Source organism: Serratia sp. HNCC26DJ244 (genome assembly GCF_057180565.1).
This window is the reverse complement of record NZ_JBXUGO010000008.1, coordinates 97,550-113,667: the sequence shown is the minus strand read 5'-3', so window position 1 is coordinate 113,667 and position 16,118 is coordinate 97,550. Positions and strand designations below refer to the sequence as shown.

The window sequence follows — 16,118 nt, the reverse complement described above, 5'->3', positions numbered from 1 at the left end:
TTAATTCACTTTAACCTGATAATATTCAGCCAACGTCATACCCACCGTGCGTTGCTGTAGCCAATCAAATAACTGTTCTAAATCCCGATACAAGGCTTCAATATCCTGCTCGTTTTTAAAGGTCGGGCTACCACCGGGCATAAACTCGGAAGAGTGCAGCATAAACTCAACATAATCATGCCCTTGTGCCAGCGAATTTTCCGCCACTCGCTTCATTTTTGCCAGATTATGACCGGATGGCCGCAGCCAATCTACTGATGGTGAGCGTTTTTTACCGCGAAAGCGATCATAACCTTGCTTGAGCAAATTCATCAACGCAGAGTGTTTATACTGAATACTCATAGGAACTTCCAGCAACATCGAGTTACCGGGTTTGGCAATATTGGCTGGGTCAATAAAATAAGCCTGAGAGGGAAAATGGCGATAATCAGTTCCGCCGTTACCTTGGGGATTGCCCGGTGAATACTGCCAGTTAACCCGTGGAGTGACCGAACAATCTACCTGATAGCCATATTCCAGCAAAAGTGACGCATAAAACTCATTAAACGCCCAGCGCCCGGCACGGTGGCTGCGCATCTTGGTTTGAAAGGTATCTTCCAGCAACTTAGTCATATGATCGACTTTGGCACGGATCTGATTAGCGGGATATTCAATCAGATAAGGCTTATGGCGCCAGTCATTGTCAGTCAGTGGCTCAAGTGGGGGGCTGTTCCAGGCATGCAGATGCATACCCACTTCGGCGGTGCCGCGGGCAATCACATCACGGGCAAATTCGATATAGTGCGCATCCACTGCCATCTCATAATTGGTTAGATAAACTGGCTTGAACCCATATTTTTCACACAGCGCTTGAAATCGCGGCAAAAAACGGCTGTTCTCGGTCAAAATACGATCATGATTTTGCCAAAGGTTATCGCCTTCAGTATCAATGGTAATAAGAAACGCTGGTACGCTCATAAAGATACCTGTTGTTGTGCAAGCAGCGGGCTGATACTCATAAGGCATACATGTTACGCAGCTGATTTCTTCAGGGCAAACAACTTTGTCATCAGACTGTCCGAGGCTTTGCTCGTCAGGGGAGATTTTCGTTATCGGTAAGAAAACTTGGCAATAGTAGCAACATACGATTAGGTCATTTAGAATCACACTTTGGTTTCACTGAAAGCGACTTATGATGAACGACGCGTTAGCCTCGGCTTCTGCCACGCCAATACAGCATATTCTGATCATTAAACTGCGCCATCACGGCGATATGCTGCTGACTACCCCAGTCATCAATACTTTGCGACAGAACTACCCCCAAGCACAGATCGACATATTACTGTATCAAGAAACGCAAGATATGCTGGCCAGCAACCCGGCACTATCACAGATATTTGTTATCGATCGCCAATGGAAAAAGCAAGGCCTCAAAGCTCATCTCAGCCATGAGTGGCGTTTGATCCGTCAGCTCCGAGCCCAACGATACGATCTGGTGATCAATCTTGCCGATCAGTGGCGCAGCGCGCTACTTTCACGTTTAACCGGGGCGCGCATCCGCCTGGGGTTCGATTTTCCCAAACGCCGAGGTTTTCTGTGGCGCCATTGCCATAGTCGATTGGTCTCGGTGGCTGAACATCAGCATCTGCACACTGTTGAGCAGAACCTTTCATTGCTGCAACCGCTCGGTTTACCCAATCTCAGCCAGCAAGTCACCATGAGTTACAGCGCGCAAGACTGGCAAGCCAGCCAACAACTTTTACGCCAGCATGGCATCAAGGATAGCTATATTGTGGTACAACCCACGTCACGCTGGTTCTTTAAATGTTGGAGTGAAGAAAAAATGGCAGCTACCATCAGCGCCCTACAGGCTGATGGACACCAATTAGTGATAACCTCCGGGCCCGATACCAAAGAGCAGCAGATGGTCAAGCAAATACTGGAGCTGTGCCCACAGCCAGGTATCGTTTCCCTGGCAGGGCAACTGACGCTGCGGCAGTTGGCTGCACTGATTGATCACGCCAAACTGTTTGTGGGTGTCGACTCTGTCCCTATGCATATGGCAGCAGCATTACAGACGCCTTGCGTGGCGCTTTTCGGGCCATCAAAATTGACATTCTGGCGCCCTTGGCAAGTCATCGGCCAGGTAATTTGGGCGGGGAACTATGGCGAACTGCCAGACCCTGATGCGGTTAATACCCGCACTGATGAGCGTTACCTCAACATTATTCCTACAGACGTGGTGATTGCAGCCGCGCGGAGCACCCTGGCATGAAAACATTTCGTTTGGCAATTGTTCGCCAAAAATACCGCCCAGATGGCGGGGCAGAACGTTTTGTTTCCCGGGCACTGGAGGCTCTCGAGCAACAGGGTCTGGATCTGAACGTTATCACCCGCGAATGGCAAGGTGATGCCAATCCGCATTGGCATATCCATCTGTGCAACCCGATGAAATTTGGCCGTATCAGCCGCGAGCGTGGTTTTGCGCAGGCCGCTAGAGCCTTGTGGCAAAAAGAGCACTTCGATCTGGTACAAAGTCATGAGCGCATCCCTGGCTGCGATATTTATCGTGCGGGTGATGGCGTACACCGCCGCTGGCTGTTGCAGCGAGCACGCCTGCTGCCGGAGTGGCGGCGCAAATGGTTATTCTCTAACCGTTACCATCGTTATGTCATGTGCGCTGAACGCGCCATGTATGCCGCACCTGAGTTAAAAGCGGTGATTTGTAATGCCGAAATGATCAAGCAAGAAATTATCGACGACTTTAGCGTCCCTGCGGATAAAATCAGCGTGATCTACAACGCTATTGATAACCAGAAATTTTTACCTGCGGGTGAACAGCAACGGCAACAACTGCGCGCGCAATTTCAACTTCCCCAACAAGCACACTGCCTGGTCTTTGTCGGTTCCGGTTTTGAACGTAAAGGTCTGGCAGCAGCCATCCGTGCGGTAGCCGAAACAGAGAGTTATCTATTGGTCGTGGGTAAAGACAAAGCCGAGCAACGTTACCGAGCACTGGCGCAGTCACTGGGTTGTGGCCACCGAGTGCGCTTTATGGGCGTGCAGCAACAAACACTGCCGTTCTACCAAGCTGCAGATGCTCTGCTGCTGCCAACCTTATACGACCCCTTCCCCAATGTAATCCTGGAAGCGATGTCATGTGGATTACCGGTGATCACCAGTACCACCTGCGGTGGAGCCGAGTTTATCATCCCAGGTGCAAATGGATTTGTCAGCGATGCACTGGATATTCGCGCGCTGACCGAAGCAATTGATGCATTACCTCGGCAAGCGTTGGGGTCCGCCATGGGAGAAACGGCAAGGCAGCGTATTATGTCGACAACACCGACACAACTCTCAGAACAACTTATTGCACTCTATAACCGACTGCTGGATTAACTATGCGTATTCTGATGATTATCGACGGTCTGCCTGGTGGCGGGGCAGAAAAGGTAGTACTGACGTTATGCCAAGGCATACAGCAAGCAGGGCATGACATCAGCCTGATTTCACTGCGTGATATCTGTAACTATCCCATCCCTGCTGGGATTAATTATCAAGTGATTCCCGACACCTGCAGGACACCCTGGCGCAAATTGACTGAGCTGTCACGTCGCGCTGCCATGCTGGACCGAACAATTAGCACCAATGAACAGCAAAAGGGCCGTTATGACCTGGTGTTCTCTAACCTGCATAAGACGGATCGTATTGTCAGTCGTAGTAAAGTGATTGATCAGCAACGTCTCTGGTTCTGCATACACGGTATTCTTTCCACTTCCTATCTGGGCCACCGAGCTGGGCTGGATCGCTGGTTAAAGCGCCGCAAGATAGCAAGCATCTATCAGCACAAAAATATTGTTGCCGTCTCACAGGCGGTAGGCCATGACCTGCAGCAAAATTTAAGAATTGAGCCCAATCGATTGGAAATAATCAACAATCCTTTCGATATCAAAGCAATAGAACAAGAAGCCGCCGAGCCCTGCATGTTAGCAGGCAAAGATTATCTGATACATGTAGGCCGTTTCCATCCACACAAGCGCCATGACCGCTTGCTGAAAGCCTATGCGCTCTCCGGTATTAAAGCCCCTTTGGTATTGCTGGGTGGCGGAGACAAAAAAATAGTCGAAGAGACAAAACAGTTAGCGCAAGAGTTGGGGATCTATGAACAAGTACAATTTCTTGGTTTTCAGGCCAACCCCTTCCCATTTATCAAACACGCGCGCATGTTGGTGCTTAGTTCAGACAATGAAGGTTTCGGCAACGTACTGGTTGAGGCATTGCTGTGTGCGACTCCAGTGGTTAGCACGCGTTGTCCCGGTGGGCCGCAGGAAATCCTGGAAAAAGTAGGTATGAGCAATGCACTGGCCGAATTAAATGAAAAATCTCTAGCGGAAAAGATGGCAAACATTTATGCCAACCCTCCCGAAATTAATCATCAACAATTATTAAGTTATGGTCTAAAACCTATTTGTGAACAATATATTGCATTAAAAAAATAAGCATAGGCAGGGTTGGCCTGCCTTTATTTCAAACTATTTTAACTGTTGCATTTTTTGCCAAACCTCTTCAACCGGAATATCAGCACAGTTACCACTCGTAGCCTGTATTATCTGATAATCATCCGACCAAGGATGCCATTCCTCCGGTTTGGTCTCACCAAAAAATACCACCTGCTTTTTATTCAATGCCGCAGCCAAGTGCATTTGACCACCATCACTGCACAACACCAGATCACACAAATCAAATGCGGCTAGCAACTCACGTACCGAGGCGGTGGGATACAGCGCCACTCGCGGATTTTGACACTGCATCAACAACTGTTCAGCGCGTTTATCATCACCAATATCATCTGGAGCCAACGTACCCGGCGGTGACCAAAAAATCAGTACCGAGGCATGATGATCCGTCGTTAAGTGACGAATAATCTCAGCATAGCGCTCCAGTGGCCAACTACTCTTTACTCTGCGGTTACTGAAATGCACAGCATAGAGATGCCCACTGCTGGCAGGTAACAATGCCTTTAAACGTTGCCTGGCGATATGACGCTCTTCATCGGTTAGATAGACACGCACAGGTGGAATCGGAATAACCTTATCCGTTATTGCCGACAAATAGCTATAGGTACGTTCTACCTGATGTTTACCATGAAAATTAGCTGCTTTAAAAGGATGATGAATGTCGCTGGTGCCTAAATCAGCACCGATAATATTTTTAGCCCCAATCATTTTTGCCATGCGTAAGCTATACTTGCAAGGCTCTGGATTAGCGAGGATCACTGCATCAAATTTTATTTTTCTTAACTGCCAGAGCATCATTAACCGTTGAAAATAGACACCCAGTGTTGTCTCATTCTTGGCTTTATGTTTCGCCTTTTTATACACGAATACTTTTTCAAGGTGGGGGTTATGCTTCACCACGTCTTGGCTGACTTTATTGATCAACAGATACAGTTTTGCATCAGGGTAGGCAATTTTCACTCCTTCAATCAATGGAGTGGTACAAACCAAATCACCAATATTGTCACGGCGTATAATTAAAATATTCTTCATTCCAAACCTATCAGCCAAATCTTGTGTCAGTCGTCGCCAGCGCTCTTCAAACCACCAAACTAGCACCTTTCCGTGCTGGATATGATACTATTCAGAATAACGCATATAAATGAAATTGATAGCATGCTGCTTCGTGTATATCAGGTACTACTCTACCTTATCCAACCGCTAATCTGGCTTCGCTTGCTGTGGCGTAGCCGCAAAGCGCCTGCCTATCGTAAACGCTGGGCTGAACGCTACGGTTTCTGCGCCGGAAAAGTGGTGCCGGGCGGTATTATGTTGCATTCAGTTTCCGTTGGCGAAACCCTGGCCGCAATCCCGTTAGTTCGAGCGCTGCGTCACCGTTATCCCTACCTGCCGATTACCGTCACCACCATGACACCAACCGGCTCTGAGCGTGTGCAATCCGCCTTTGGTAAAGATGTTCACCACGTCTATCTCCCTTATGACTTGCCGGGTTCCATACGCCGTTTTCTCAAGCAGGTTGAGCCTAAGCTGGTGATCATCATGGAGACCGAACTTTGGCCAAACCTGATCAATGGGCTGTATCAACGCCAAATCCCGTTGGTCATCGCCAATGCTCGCCTTTCTGCACGCTCCGCAGCAGGCTATAAAAAAATTGGCGGATTTATTCAAGATATCCTGCAGCATATTACCTTGATTGCTGCTCAAAATCATGAGGATGGTGAGCGCTTTCTTGCCCTTGGCTTAAAACGCTCTCAACTGGCTATCACCGGTAGCCTTAAGTTCGATATCTCGGTGACACCAGAACTTGCCGCGCGGGCCATTACGCTACGTCGCCAATGGGCACCGCGCCGTCCGGTGTGGATCGCCACCAGCACGCACGAGGGTGAAGAAACCTTGTTGCTCGAGGCTCACCGCAGGTTATTGATCACCTACCCGAACTTATTACTGATTTTGGTACCACGCCATCCAGAACGCTTCCCTACCGCTAAGGCGCTGGCACAAAAAGCGGGTTTTAGCTATATCACTCGTAGCAGTGGTGAGATCCCCTCCGGTAGTACGCAGGTGGTGATTGGCGATACCATGGGGGAGTTGATGCTGCTGTATGGCATTGCCGATTTGGCTTTTGTTGGTGGCAGCCTGGTGGAACGTGGGGGGCATAATCCCTTGGAGGCTGCTGCGCATGCCATTCCCGTCCTGATGGGGCCGCATACCTTCAACTTCAAGGATATCTGTGCCAAGCTCACCGAAGCGGGGGGACTTATCACGGTCAATGATGTCGATGCTCTGGTAAAAGAAGTGGCGACATTACTGACTGATGAAGATTACCGCCATTACTATGGCCGTCATGCCGTTGAGGTGTTGTATCAGAATCAGGGAGCACTGCAGCATCTGCTGCAATTGCTGCAACCCTATCTGCCGCCACGGAGTCACTAGATGAGCGACCGTAAACGTCTTTCGGTTGTGATGATCGCTAAAAACGAAGCCGAGCTGTTGCCTGAGTGTCTGCAATCGGTCTCTTGGGCTGATGAAATCATCGTTCTCGATTCCGGCAGTACAGACGGTTCTGTCGCCTTGGCGGAAAGCCTGGGGGCTAAAGTATTTACGCATACCGAGTGGCAAGGTTTTGGCAAGCAACGCCAAAAAGCGCAAAGCTATGCCACCCAGGATTACATTCTGATGATCGACGCCGATGAGCGTGTCACACCAGAGCTACGCCAATCAATTGAACAAGCGCTGGTAACTGCAGAAGACAACGTGGTTTACAGCCTTGGGCGCCGCAATCTGTTCCTTGGCCGCTTTATGCGCCATAGTGGTTGGTATCCGGATCGGGTCAATCGGTTGTATGCCAACGCCCATTATCGTTACAACGATGATTTAGTTCACGAGTCACTCAATACGGCGGGCGCCAAAATTGTGCCATTAAAAGGTGATTTGCTACACCTGACCTGCCGCGACTTTTTTGCTTTTCAGCGTAAACAACTGCATTACGCCGAACAGTGGGCTGCCCAGCGCCATCAGGCCGGTAAACGTTGTGGTTACCTGTCGATCCTTACCCACACCTTGGGAGCCTTCTGCAAAACCTGGTTGCTACGGGCTGGTTTTCTTGACGGTAAACAAGGCTTGCTGTTAGCCATGGTCAACGCGCAATATACTTTCAATAAATATGCCGCACTGTGGGCATTGGGACGTAACGTTACCCAATAACCCTCAAGATACAGCCATGCTGCTTCTTGAAGGTCGTTAGGTCTATTCAGAGAATATGAGTGATGAGCAGCAAAGCAATCTATCCTGGCACTTTCGATCCCATGACCAATGGTCATCTGGATTTAGTCACCCGCGCCTCAAAGATGTTTGATCACATCATCTTGGCTATTGCCGCCAGTTCGAGCAAAAAACCTCTGTTTACGCTGGAAGAGCGCGTAGCCTTGGCTACACAGGTGACCGCGCATCTGGATAATGTTGAAGTACAGGGTTTCAGTGAGCTGATGGCACACTTTGCCGCCCATCAGAATGCCAATATTCTGGTACGCGGCCTGCGCGCCGTGTCTGATTTTGAATATGAATTACAGTTGGCAAATATGAATCGCCACCTGATGCCACAGCTTGAAAGTGTCTTTTTGATGCCATCGGAACAGTGGTCATTCATCTCTTCAACACTGGTGAAAGAAGTCGCTCGCCATGGCGGTGATATCACCGCCTTTCTGCCTGATGTCGTTGCCAAGGCATTAATGGAAAAACTGGCTGAACAGTAATCAATGCTGGCAGTTGCGGCAGAAAAAGGTGCTGCGCTGCCCGTGTTTTGTGCTATCAATCAAGGTACCACAGACGCGGCAGGGCTCTCCTGCTCGGCCGTAAACCTGCAGTTGTTGCGCAAAATACCCAGGTTTGCCATCTGATTGCAGAAAATCACGCAATGTCGTGCCACCTTGTTTAATGGATTGTAGTAAAACCGCCTTGATGGTTGCTGCCAACAACTCTGCCTCTGCTTGGCTTAATGACCCGGCCTGACGACCCGGCAGGATCCCCGCACTGAACAGTGACTCACTGGCATAGATATTACCCACCCCAACCACCAGTTTGTTATCCATCAACCAAGGCTTAATCAATGTGCGTTTGTCGCGGGATTTCTGGTAGAGATAAGTACCATTGAACGTTTCGCTCAACGGCTCTGGGCCAAGATGAGCTAACACCGAGCTCTGCGCAAGGTCTGCACACCACAACCAGGCACCAAAACGGCGCGGATCGGTATAACGCAGGATCATGCCATTACTCATCACAAGATCAACATGATCATGCTTACCGGCTTCAGTCTCCTCTGTCAGCATGCGCAAACTGCCAGACATGCCTAAGTGAACAATAATCCAGCCATCATCCAATTCAATCAGCAAGTATTTAGCACGGCGTTGCACGCTACGTACCAACCGATCACTCAATGACAGGATCTGTTCTGAAACCGGCCAACGCAGGCGAGAATTACGTACCACCGCATACTGAATGTGGTGACCAACAAGATAAGGCTCAATGCCACGGCGGCTGGTTTCGACTTCAGGTAATTCAGGCATACCAGGCTCCTTCTCTGCTTTTGTTACTCCAAGCTATAAGGGATATCGGCGACAACAACTTGGCTTACTGAGTGATACAACGAAAAAAACCCGGCCTAGACCGGGTTTTTATTATAATCCACTAAAATTATTTAATTTTAGCTTCTTTGTAGAGCACGTGTTGACGGACAACTGGATCGAATTTCTTCAGTTCCAATTTTTCCGGCTTAGTACGCTTGTTCTTCGTAGTGGTATAGAAGTGACCAGTACCAGCAGAAGAAACCAGCTTGATCTTCTCGCGAACACCTTTAGCCATGATTCAGTTCCTTAATACTTCTCACCACGGGCACGTAGATCGGCCAAAACCGTCTCAATACCCTTCTTATCAATAACACGCATACCTTTAGCAGATACACGCAGAGTGACAAAGCGCTTCTCAGCCTCAACCCAAAAACGGTGTGAGTGCAGGTTAGGCAGAAAACGGCGTTTAGTCGCGTTCATTGCGTGGGAACGGTTGTTACCGCTCACCGGGCGCTTGCCAGTAACTTGGCAGACTCGGGACATGTCTATTCTCCAAAAATCAAATCAGCTCGAGCTCAAAGGGGTATGGCCGCCTCGTCAGGCTTTTAGAGCCCATCTCAGCAAACTTCATACTGAGGAGACTCTCGTCATCAGGTCAGAAACCACACATCAGGTCAGAAACCTGCTGAGATAGGCTCTTAACGCCAAACCCAAGATTCTCAAAGGTGGCGTAGTATACGCTCTGAAGCGTAAGTGCTCAAGTCCCGAACAAATAAAGATCCCACAAGGATCGCGAAAAAGTGACTTAAAGCCATCCACGCTCAGCAAAAGAGACGCATTCTCCCCGGCCAATCACCACATGATCGAGCACTCGGATCTCCAATAATCGGCAGGCATTGACCACTTGCTCGGTTATTGAACGGTCAGCGTGGCTAGGTTCCGCCTTACCCGATGGGTGATTATGCGCCAAAATGATGGCCGCTGCATTAGCCTTCAACGCTTCACGCACAATTTCTCTTGGGTGCACGACGACACTATTAATGGTACCAGCAAACATCTCCTGATGGCGAATCACCCGGTGTTGATTATCCAAAAAAAGCACTAAGAAAACCTCCCGTTCGTGATGAGACAGCAAACTATGCAAATAATGCTGGGTAATTTTCGGATTGAGTAGAGCATTCTCCAACAGATGGGGGCCCGAAAATAACCGGAAAGCCAATTCAGAAATCGCCTGTAGCTGTGCATACGTCGCTATCCCTAACCCTTTCTGGCTGCAAAATTGTTGGTAATCAGCCGAAATAAGGTGATACAGCGAGCCAAAATGTGCCAATAACTGTTCAGCACGTTGTGAAACATGAACGCCTGGTGAACCTGTTCGTAAAAAAATTGCCAACAACTCGATGTCAGAAAGTGCCGCCGCACCATCACGCATCAGTTTCTCTCTGGGCGCCAGAGCCCCTGGCCATATAGACATATCTTGACTACTCATCGCCTCCTCCCTGCAAGCCACAGAGTATGCCTCGAGAGATTTTGGACTGCGACAGGTGCTTGATAACATTGCGATGCATAGCGAAAACCACCATGCAACTGGCTGCATACACAGCAGAATCGCGCTCCCTGGCAGTGGTTATGCTAATATGCTGCATCTTTAGATTTTCAATCGGACAATCATGATGACGGGACTTTCCGGTAAACATATTGTGCTGGGTATCAGTGGCGGTATCGCTGCTTACAAATGCCCAGAGTTGGTACGGCGACTGCGCGACAGGGGGGCAGAGGTACGGGTGGTCATGACCACCGCCGCTAAAGCATTTATTACCCCACTGACACTGCAAGCGGTTTCCGGCCACCCGGTTTCCGACGATCTCCTCGACCCTGCGGCGGAAGCTGCCATGGGACATATCGAATTAGGTAAATGGGCTGATTTGGTGATCCTGGCTCCGGCAACCGCTGATTTGCTGGCTCGTATCGCCGCCGGTATGGCTAACGATTTGTTAACCACCGTCTGCCTGGCAACCGATGCCCCCATCGCCGCAGCCCCGGCCATGAACCAGCAAATGTATCGCGCAACCGCCACCCAAGCGAATCTGCAAACCTTGCAAGCCCGTGGTTTGCTATTATGGGGGCCGGATTGTGGCAGCCAGGCTTGTGGCGACGTTGGGCCTGGGCGCATGTTGGACCCTCTGCAGATCATTGAACTGGCAGAGAGCTATTTTTCTGCGCCACAAGATCTGAAACAATTAAAAATTATGATTACCGCGGGTCCTACTCGCGAGGCGCTGGACCCGGTGCGCTTTATCAGCAACCACAGCTCCGGCAAAATGGGCTTTGCCATCGCCCATGCTGCTGCTGCTCGTGGGGCACAAGTGACGTTAGTGGCTGGGCCGGTAAGCCTGCCAACGCCCCCTGGCGTAACTCGTGTGGATATCATCAGTGCACTGGAAATGGAACAAGCAGTAAAGCAACAGGTCGAACAACAAGATATTTTTATTGCCTGTGCCGCCGTCGCTGACTATCGGGCAGAGCAGGTTGCCAATGAAAAAATCAAAAAACAGGGTGATACCATCACCCTTAAAATGGTAAAAAATCCCGACATCGTTGCGGGTGTTGCCCTGATGAACAAAAATCGACCTTTTGTCGTCGGGTTTGCGGCAGAAACCCAGAATGTGGAAGAATACGCCCGGCAAAAACTGGCGCGTAAAAAACTGGATTTAATCTGCGCTAACAATGTATCGCTTGCAGAGCATGGTTTTAATAGTGATACCAATGCACTGCATCTTTTTTGGCAAGATGGAGAAAAACGCCTCGCCCATAGTGACAAGGCATCCCTTGGCCAACGTTTAATAGACGAGATAATCAGCCGTTATGATGAAAAAAATCGACGTTAAGATCCTCGACCCACGTATCGGTCAAGATTTCCCATTACCGACCTATGCTACCCCAGGCTCTGCTGGTCTTGATCTGCGCGCCTGTCTGGACAGTGCTGTCGAGTTGGCACCCGGCGAAACCACTTTACTCCCTACCGGTCTGGCGATTCATATTGCCGATACCGGTCTTGCCGCAGTGATCCTGCCGCGCTCGGGTCTGGGCCATAAGCATGGGGTGGTACTTGGCAATCTGGTTGGCTTGATCGATTCCGATTACCAAGGCCAATTAATGGTGTCGGTATGGAACCGTGGCCAGAAATCTTTCACCATTGAACCCGGTGAACGCATCGCACAAATGGTGTTTGTGCCAGTTGTACAAGCGGAGTTCAATCTGGTGACTGAGTTTGATAGCAGCGAGCGTGGAGCCGGTGGTTTCGGCCATTCGGGACGCCAATAGGGTTGCTCTATCTTAAGATGATCACTGAAAACCTTGCTGCCCAAAAGAGGAAGACATCTCTATGGCAAGGTTTACCCGACAATAAAATACCGAATACCAGGTCACACGCAGAATCATTGTCGGAGAAACTTTTGGCTTATATCCAGGTTGATTCAAATTGCCCGAAAGCAGTTTGAAAGACGGTGGGTGTCGGCTGTTTTAGCAAGGGTCTTATTACACATGGCAGAAAAAGAAAATACCAAAAGGAATCGGCGCGAGGACATACTGCAGGCGTTAGCCCAGATGCTGGAATCCAGCGATGGCAGCCAGCGTATCACCACAGCCAAGCTTGCCGCGAACGTAGGTGTCTCTGAGGCAGCCCTTTACCGGCACTTCCCTAGCAAGACTCGAATGTTTGATAGCCTGATCGAGTTTATTGAAGACACCCTGATAACGCGCATCAATCTGATCCTGCAGGATGAAAAAGAGACGCTCAACCGTCTGCGCCTGATTATGCTACTCCTACTTGGGTTTGCTGAGCGCAATCCAGGCCTGACACGTATCATCACCGGGCATGCACTGATGTTTGAGCAAGATCGCCTGCAAGGTAGGATCAACCAGTTGTTTGAACGTATTGAAGCACAGCTACGTCAGGTGCTGAAGGAACGTAAACTGCGTGAAGGGAAAGGCTTTAACGTTGATGAAACGTTGCTGGCCAGCCAATTATTGGCATTTTGCGAAGGGCTATTTTCACGCTATATCCGGTCTGAATTCCGCTACAGTCCAACACAGGATTTCGATGCCCGCTGGCCACTCCTGGCAGCACAGTTGCAATAATCTTTTGAAGTAGCGCTACTTAAATAGTGATGAATGAGGTGCCGGGGTTAACCCGGCATCACTCTTTATACTCCGTACTGTTCGCGATACGCCCGCACCGCTGCCAAATGTTCAGCCATCTCCGGTTTCTCTTCCAGATAAGCAATCAGCTCCTTGAGCGTAATAATTGAGATCACTTTACAGTGATAATCGCGCTCTACTTCCTGAATTGCCGAAACATCAGCACGGCCACGCTCTTGGCGATCAAGGGAGATCAGCACCCCAGCCAAAGTGGCATGATGAGCCTGGATAATCTCCATTGACTCACGAATCGCCGTCCCTGCGGTGATCACATCATCCACCAGCATCACCCGCCCTTGCAGTGGACTCCCCACCAAGGTGCCACCTTCGCCATGATCCTTGGCCTCTTTACGGTTAAAGCAATAAGGCATATCTCGGTCATGATGTTCCGCCAGTGCGACCGCGGTAGTCGTAGCAATGGGAATGCCCTTATAGGCTGGGCCAAACAGCAGATCAAAATCAATACCAGAATCCACCAAGGCTTCAGCATAGAAACGCCCTAATAACGCCAGATCGCGCCCGGTATTAAACAGGCCAGCATTAAAAAAATAAGGGCTGGTACGTCCCGATTTCAAGGTGAACTCACCGAATTTCAGTACCTGTTTGCTAAGCGCGAATTCAATAAACTGGCGCTGATAGGCTTTCATGACTCACTTTCCTCGTCTGAACTGTAATATTTATGCTGTGGTTGCAAATTTAAGTTGTAAAAAAGGCGACTTCGTCGCCTTTGAAAAATTATTCTGCCAACGCCGCTTTCTGCGCTTGAAAGATGGTTTCGATACCCCCACGGGCCAATGCCAGCAAGGCCAGCAACTCATCATGGTTGAACGGCTCACCTTCGGCGGTACCCTGCACCTCGATCATGCGGCCATCTTCCATCATCACCACATTCATGTCGGTTTCTGCTGCAGAATCTTCAACATATTCCAGGTCGCATAACGCTTCACCATTAACGATGCCCACCGAAACTGCCGCCACCAAGCCTTTCATCGGGTTGGTTTTCAATTTCCCTGCAGCAACCAACGCATTCAGCGCATCGGCCAGGGCCACACAGGCACCTGAAATTGAAGCGGTACGGGTGCCACCATCGGCTTGCAATACGTCGCAGTCCAAAGTAATGGTGAATTCACCGAGTTTTTTCAGATCGACAGCAGCCCGTAGTGAACGTGCAATCAGGCGCTGAATTTCCAACGTGCGCCCACCTTGTTTTCCTTTCGCTGCTTCGCGCGCATTACGGCTATGGGTAGAACGGGGTAACATACCGTATTCAGCGGTCACCCACCCTTGCCCCTGACCTTTCAGGAAGCGTGGAACGCCCTCTTCGACGGTGGCGGTGCACAAAACTTTGGTATCGCCAAACTCGACCAGCACTGAACCTTCAGCGTGTTTGGTGTAGTGACGGGTCATTGTCAGGGGGCGAATTTGTTGTGGTGCTCTGCCTGCAGGACGCATGGGCTGTTTTCTCCGGCTTCTTATCAACAATTTGAGGCGTATTATACGAGCTTCGTGACGTTATGCCTATCCTGCCCTCAGGTGCAACGCTATAATCAACGCATCTTTAGCTATTACAGGGTAAGCAACAATGATCCGCAGTATGACCGCCTATGCCCGGCGTGAAATCAAGGGCGAATGGGGTAGTGCAGCCTGGGAGCTACGCTCTGTTAACCAGCGCTACCTTGAAACCTATATCCGCTTGCCGGAACAATTCCGTAGCCTTGAGCCGGTGATCCGCGATCGTATCCGTGGCCGCCTGACTCGTGGCAAAGTGGAATGTAACCTACGTTTCGAACTCGACCCAAGTGCGCAGAGCTCGATGATCCTGAACGAAAAGCTGGCCAAACAACTGGTTGAAGCCGCCAACTGGGTGAAAATGCAAAGCGATGAAGGGGAGATAGACCCCATCGATGTATTACGCTGGCCAGGTGTTATGTCCGCAGAGGAACAAGATCTGGATGTCATCAGTGAAGAGCTGATGCAGTTACTGGAAAATACGCTCGACGATTTTATTACGGCACGCGAAAGCGAAGGTAGTGCACTGAAAGGCATGATCGAACAGCGGCTGGAGGGCGTAAACACTGAAGTGGCAAAAGTACGCACCCAGATGCCCAATATCCTGCAATGGCAACGTGAACGGCTGGTCAGTAAGCTAGAAGAAGCGCAAGTGCAATTAGAAAACACACGTCTTGAGCAAGAACTGGTGCTAATGGCACAACGCATTGACGTTGCAGAAGAGCTGGACCGTCTGGAAGCGCACGTCAAAGAGACGTTCAATATCCTGAAGAAAAAAGAAGCGGTGGGCCGCCGTCTCGACTTTATGATGCAAGAATTCAATCGTGAAGCGAATACCTTGGCCTCAAAATCAATCAATGCGGAGGTCACAGCCTCAGCCATTGAACTAAAGGTATTGATTGAGCAAATGCGTGAGCAGATCCAGAATATCGAGTAACCATTCAGGAAGAATCAACAAGCCGCATAAATCCAGAATGCCCGCATAACAGCGGGCTTTTTTGTTATCATGAGCTAGCATAAAGAAGCAAGAAAGCACACTATTGCCATGTACCTCGCTTTGCCCCTCAAAAATTGGTCGAGATCGCCTTAAAATGAGTTTGGCCTGATGACTTGACCAGCCTTGGCAAGATGTATCAATTTACCAGGCAATTCGTGACGGTATGGATCTTGCCTCATATCGGAGTTTTATTCTGTAAAATGACCATGGCCACGGCGAGTCGATAACAAAAAACTCTGAGAGGTGGTATCGATGCGAAAGAATCGGCGTGAAAAGGCTGCGCAGCACACGGCAACGATTACCGGCACAATCACCAACACACCCAGGCGCATAAAGACACGAATGGGCCGAGTT

General features: G+C 49.7%; 18 protein-coding genes. 10 read left to right on the top strand and 8 right to left on the bottom strand.

The window, feature by feature from the left end:
* Positions 1–957 carry a polysaccharide deacetylase family protein gene (locus tag AC2A06_RS09010; RefSeq protein WP_037384831.1) on the bottom strand — a complete coding sequence of 319 codons (957 nt, stop codon included), beginning with the start codon at positions 955–957 and terminating at the stop codon, positions 1–3.
* Positions 958–1,171: 214 nt separating this feature from the next.
* On the opposite strand from AC2A06_RS09010, the gene rfaQ reads away from it, so the two are divergent.
* The 3 genes from rfaQ to AC2A06_RS08995 are packed head-to-tail and all read left to right on the top strand — an operon-like array spanning position 1,172 to position 4,478.
* Positions 1,172–2,254 (top strand): putative lipopolysaccharide heptosyltransferase III, encoded by a 1,083-nt coding sequence (gene rfaQ, locus AC2A06_RS09005; RefSeq protein WP_484380053.1) that lies wholly within the window; start codon positions 1,172–1,174, stop codon positions 2,252–2,254.
* Positions 2,251–3,378, top strand: coding sequence for a glycosyltransferase family 4 protein (locus AC2A06_RS09000; protein WP_484380052.1), 1,128 nt, complete (start codon positions 2,251–2,253; stop codon positions 3,376–3,378). Before rfaQ ends, AC2A06_RS09000 begins: the two co-directional genes overlap by 4 nt.
* Before the next feature lie 2 nt (positions 3,379–3,380).
* A complete protein-coding gene (locus AC2A06_RS08995; RefSeq protein ID WP_484380051.1) occupies positions 3,381–4,478 on the top strand; it encodes a glycosyltransferase in 1,098 nt (365 codons plus the stop codon).
* 33 nt (positions 4,479–4,511) lie between these two features.
* Here the strand turns inward: AC2A06_RS08995 and AC2A06_RS08990 are convergent, their stop codons facing one another.
* Positions 4,512–5,528 (bottom strand): glycosyltransferase family 9 protein, encoded by a 1,017-nt coding sequence (locus tag AC2A06_RS08990; RefSeq protein WP_484380050.1) that lies wholly within the window; start codon positions 5,526–5,528, stop codon positions 4,512–4,514.
* A gap of 123 nt (positions 5,529–5,651) precedes the next feature.
* Here AC2A06_RS08990 and waaA point away from each other — a divergent pair, with 123 nt between their 5' ends.
* The 3 genes from waaA to coaD all read left to right on the top strand — a co-directional run bounded on the left by waaA (position 5,652) and on the right by coaD (position 8,248).
* A complete protein-coding gene (gene waaA, locus AC2A06_RS08985; protein WP_023490035.1) occupies positions 5,652–6,929 on the top strand; it encodes a lipid IV(A) 3-deoxy-D-manno-octulosonic acid transferase in 1,278 nt (425 codons plus the stop codon).
* Positions 6,930–7,700: a glycosyltransferase family 2 protein gene (locus AC2A06_RS08980; RefSeq protein ID WP_473196416.1), complete on the top strand. Its 771-nt coding sequence runs from the start codon at positions 6,930–6,932 to the stop codon at positions 7,698–7,700. It abuts the gene before it with no gap.
* A gap of 62 nt (positions 7,701–7,762) precedes the next feature.
* Positions 7,763–8,248, top strand: coding sequence for a pantetheine-phosphate adenylyltransferase (gene coaD, locus AC2A06_RS08975; RefSeq protein WP_484380049.1), 486 nt, complete (start codon positions 7,763–7,765; stop codon positions 8,246–8,248).
* Here coaD and mutM read toward each other — a convergent pair whose 3' ends face one another.
* The 4 genes from mutM to radC form a co-directional block, all read right to left on the bottom strand.
* Positions 8,249–9,058, bottom strand: coding sequence for a bifunctional DNA-formamidopyrimidine glycosylase/DNA-(apurinic or apyrimidinic site) lyase (gene mutM / locus AC2A06_RS08970; protein WP_023490032.1), 810 nt, complete (start codon positions 9,056–9,058; stop codon positions 8,249–8,251).
* Between the two features lie 127 nt (positions 9,059–9,185).
* Entirely contained in the window at positions 9,186–9,353 is a 168-nt protein-coding gene (rpmG, locus tag AC2A06_RS08965; protein WP_002208990.1) for a 50S ribosomal protein L33, read from the bottom strand.
* 11 nt (positions 9,354–9,364) lie between these two features.
* Positions 9,365–9,601: a 50S ribosomal protein L28 gene (gene rpmB, locus AC2A06_RS08960; protein ID WP_004931195.1), complete on the bottom strand. Its 237-nt coding sequence runs from the start codon at positions 9,599–9,601 to the stop codon at positions 9,365–9,367.
* A 262-nt stretch (positions 9,602–9,863) separates the two neighbouring features.
* Entirely contained in the window at positions 9,864–10,532 is a 669-nt protein-coding gene (gene radC, locus AC2A06_RS08955) for a RadC family protein (protein WP_484380079.1), read from the bottom strand.
* Between the two features lie 196 nt (positions 10,533–10,728).
* Between radC and coaBC the strand changes: the two genes are divergently transcribed.
* From coaBC to slmA, 3 genes are all read left to right on the top strand, one after another.
* Positions 10,729–11,946, top strand: a complete 1,218-nt coding sequence (coaBC, locus tag AC2A06_RS08950) for a bifunctional phosphopantothenoylcysteine decarboxylase/phosphopantothenate--cysteine ligase CoaBC (protein ID WP_484380048.1) — start codon at positions 10,729–10,731, stop codon at positions 11,944–11,946.
* Positions 11,924–12,382, top strand: a complete 459-nt coding sequence (dut, locus tag AC2A06_RS08945) for a dUTP diphosphatase (RefSeq protein WP_023490029.1) — start codon at positions 11,924–11,926, stop codon at positions 12,380–12,382. The genes coaBC and dut overlap by 23 nt, the downstream gene beginning before the upstream one ends.
* Before the next feature lie 219 nt (positions 12,383–12,601).
* Positions 12,602–13,198 carry a nucleoid occlusion factor SlmA gene (gene slmA / locus AC2A06_RS08940; protein WP_023490028.1) on the top strand — a complete coding sequence of 199 codons (597 nt, stop codon included), beginning with the start codon at positions 12,602–12,604 and terminating at the stop codon, positions 13,196–13,198.
* Between the two features lie 65 nt (positions 13,199–13,263).
* On the opposite strand, the gene pyrE is transcribed toward slmA, so the two are convergent.
* Positions 13,264–13,905, bottom strand: a complete 642-nt coding sequence (pyrE, locus tag AC2A06_RS08935; protein WP_023490027.1) for an orotate phosphoribosyltransferase — start codon at positions 13,903–13,905, stop codon at positions 13,264–13,266.
* 88 nt (positions 13,906–13,993) lie between these two features.
* Positions 13,994–14,710 (bottom strand): ribonuclease PH, encoded by a 717-nt coding sequence (gene rph, locus AC2A06_RS08930; RefSeq protein WP_023490026.1) that lies wholly within the window; start codon positions 14,708–14,710, stop codon positions 13,994–13,996.
* A gap of 130 nt (positions 14,711–14,840) precedes the next feature.
* Here rph and AC2A06_RS08925 point away from each other — a divergent pair, with 130 nt between their 5' ends.
* Entirely contained in the window at positions 14,841–15,704 is an 864-nt protein-coding gene (locus tag AC2A06_RS08925; protein ID WP_023490025.1) for a YicC/YloC family endoribonuclease, read from the top strand.
* Positions 15,705–16,118 lie beyond the last annotated feature (414 nt).

Excerpts from the sequence above, each read along its gene's own strand:
- AC2A06_RS09010 (WP_037384831.1), bottom strand. The coding sequence starts at position 957 with ATGAGCGTACCAGCGTTTCTTATTACCATTGATACTGAAGGCGATAAC.
- rfaQ (WP_484380053.1), top strand. The coding sequence starts at position 1,172 with ATGATGAACGACGCGTTAGCCTCGGCTTCTGCCACGCCAATACAGCAT.
- AC2A06_RS09000 (WP_484380052.1), top strand. The coding sequence starts at position 2,251 with ATGAAAACATTTCGTTTGGCAATTGTTCGCCAAAAATACCGCCCAGAT.
- AC2A06_RS08995 (WP_484380051.1), top strand. The coding sequence starts at position 3,381 with ATGCGTATTCTGATGATTATCGACGGTCTGCCTGGTGGCGGGGCAGAA.
- AC2A06_RS08990 (WP_484380050.1), bottom strand. The coding sequence starts at position 5,528 with ATGAAGAATATTTTAATTATACGCCGTGACAATATTGGTGATTTGGTT.
- waaA (WP_023490035.1), top strand. The coding sequence starts at position 5,652 with ATGCTGCTTCGTGTATATCAGGTACTACTCTACCTTATCCAACCGCTA.
- AC2A06_RS08980 (WP_473196416.1), top strand. The coding sequence starts at position 6,930 with ATGAGCGACCGTAAACGTCTTTCGGTTGTGATGATCGCTAAAAACGAA.
- coaD (WP_484380049.1), top strand. The coding sequence starts at position 7,763 with ATGAGCAGCAAAGCAATCTATCCTGGCACTTTCGATCCCATGACCAAT.
- mutM (WP_023490032.1), bottom strand. The coding sequence starts at position 9,058 with ATGCCTGAATTACCTGAAGTCGAAACCAGCCGCCGTGGCATTGAGCCT.
- rpmG (WP_002208990.1), bottom strand. The coding sequence starts at position 9,353 with ATGGCTAAAGGTGTTCGCGAGAAGATCAAGCTGGTTTCTTCTGCTGGT.
- rpmB (WP_004931195.1), bottom strand. The coding sequence starts at position 9,601 with ATGTCCCGAGTCTGCCAAGTTACTGGCAAGCGCCCGGTGAGCGGTAAC.
- radC (WP_484380079.1), bottom strand. The coding sequence starts at position 10,532 with ATGTCTATATGGCCAGGGGCTCTGGCGCCCAGAGAGAAACTGATGCGT.
- coaBC (WP_484380048.1), top strand. The coding sequence starts at position 10,729 with ATGATGACGGGACTTTCCGGTAAACATATTGTGCTGGGTATCAGTGGC.
- dut (WP_023490029.1), top strand. The coding sequence starts at position 11,924 with ATGATGAAAAAAATCGACGTTAAGATCCTCGACCCACGTATCGGTCAA.
- slmA (WP_023490028.1), top strand. The coding sequence starts at position 12,602 with ATGGCAGAAAAAGAAAATACCAAAAGGAATCGGCGCGAGGACATACTG.
- pyrE (WP_023490027.1), bottom strand. The coding sequence starts at position 13,905 with ATGAAAGCCTATCAGCGCCAGTTTATTGAATTCGCGCTTAGCAAACAG.
- rph (WP_023490026.1), bottom strand. The coding sequence starts at position 14,710 with ATGCGTCCTGCAGGCAGAGCACCACAACAAATTCGCCCCCTGACAATG.
- AC2A06_RS08925 (WP_023490025.1), top strand. The coding sequence starts at position 14,841 with ATGATCCGCAGTATGACCGCCTATGCCCGGCGTGAAATCAAGGGCGAA.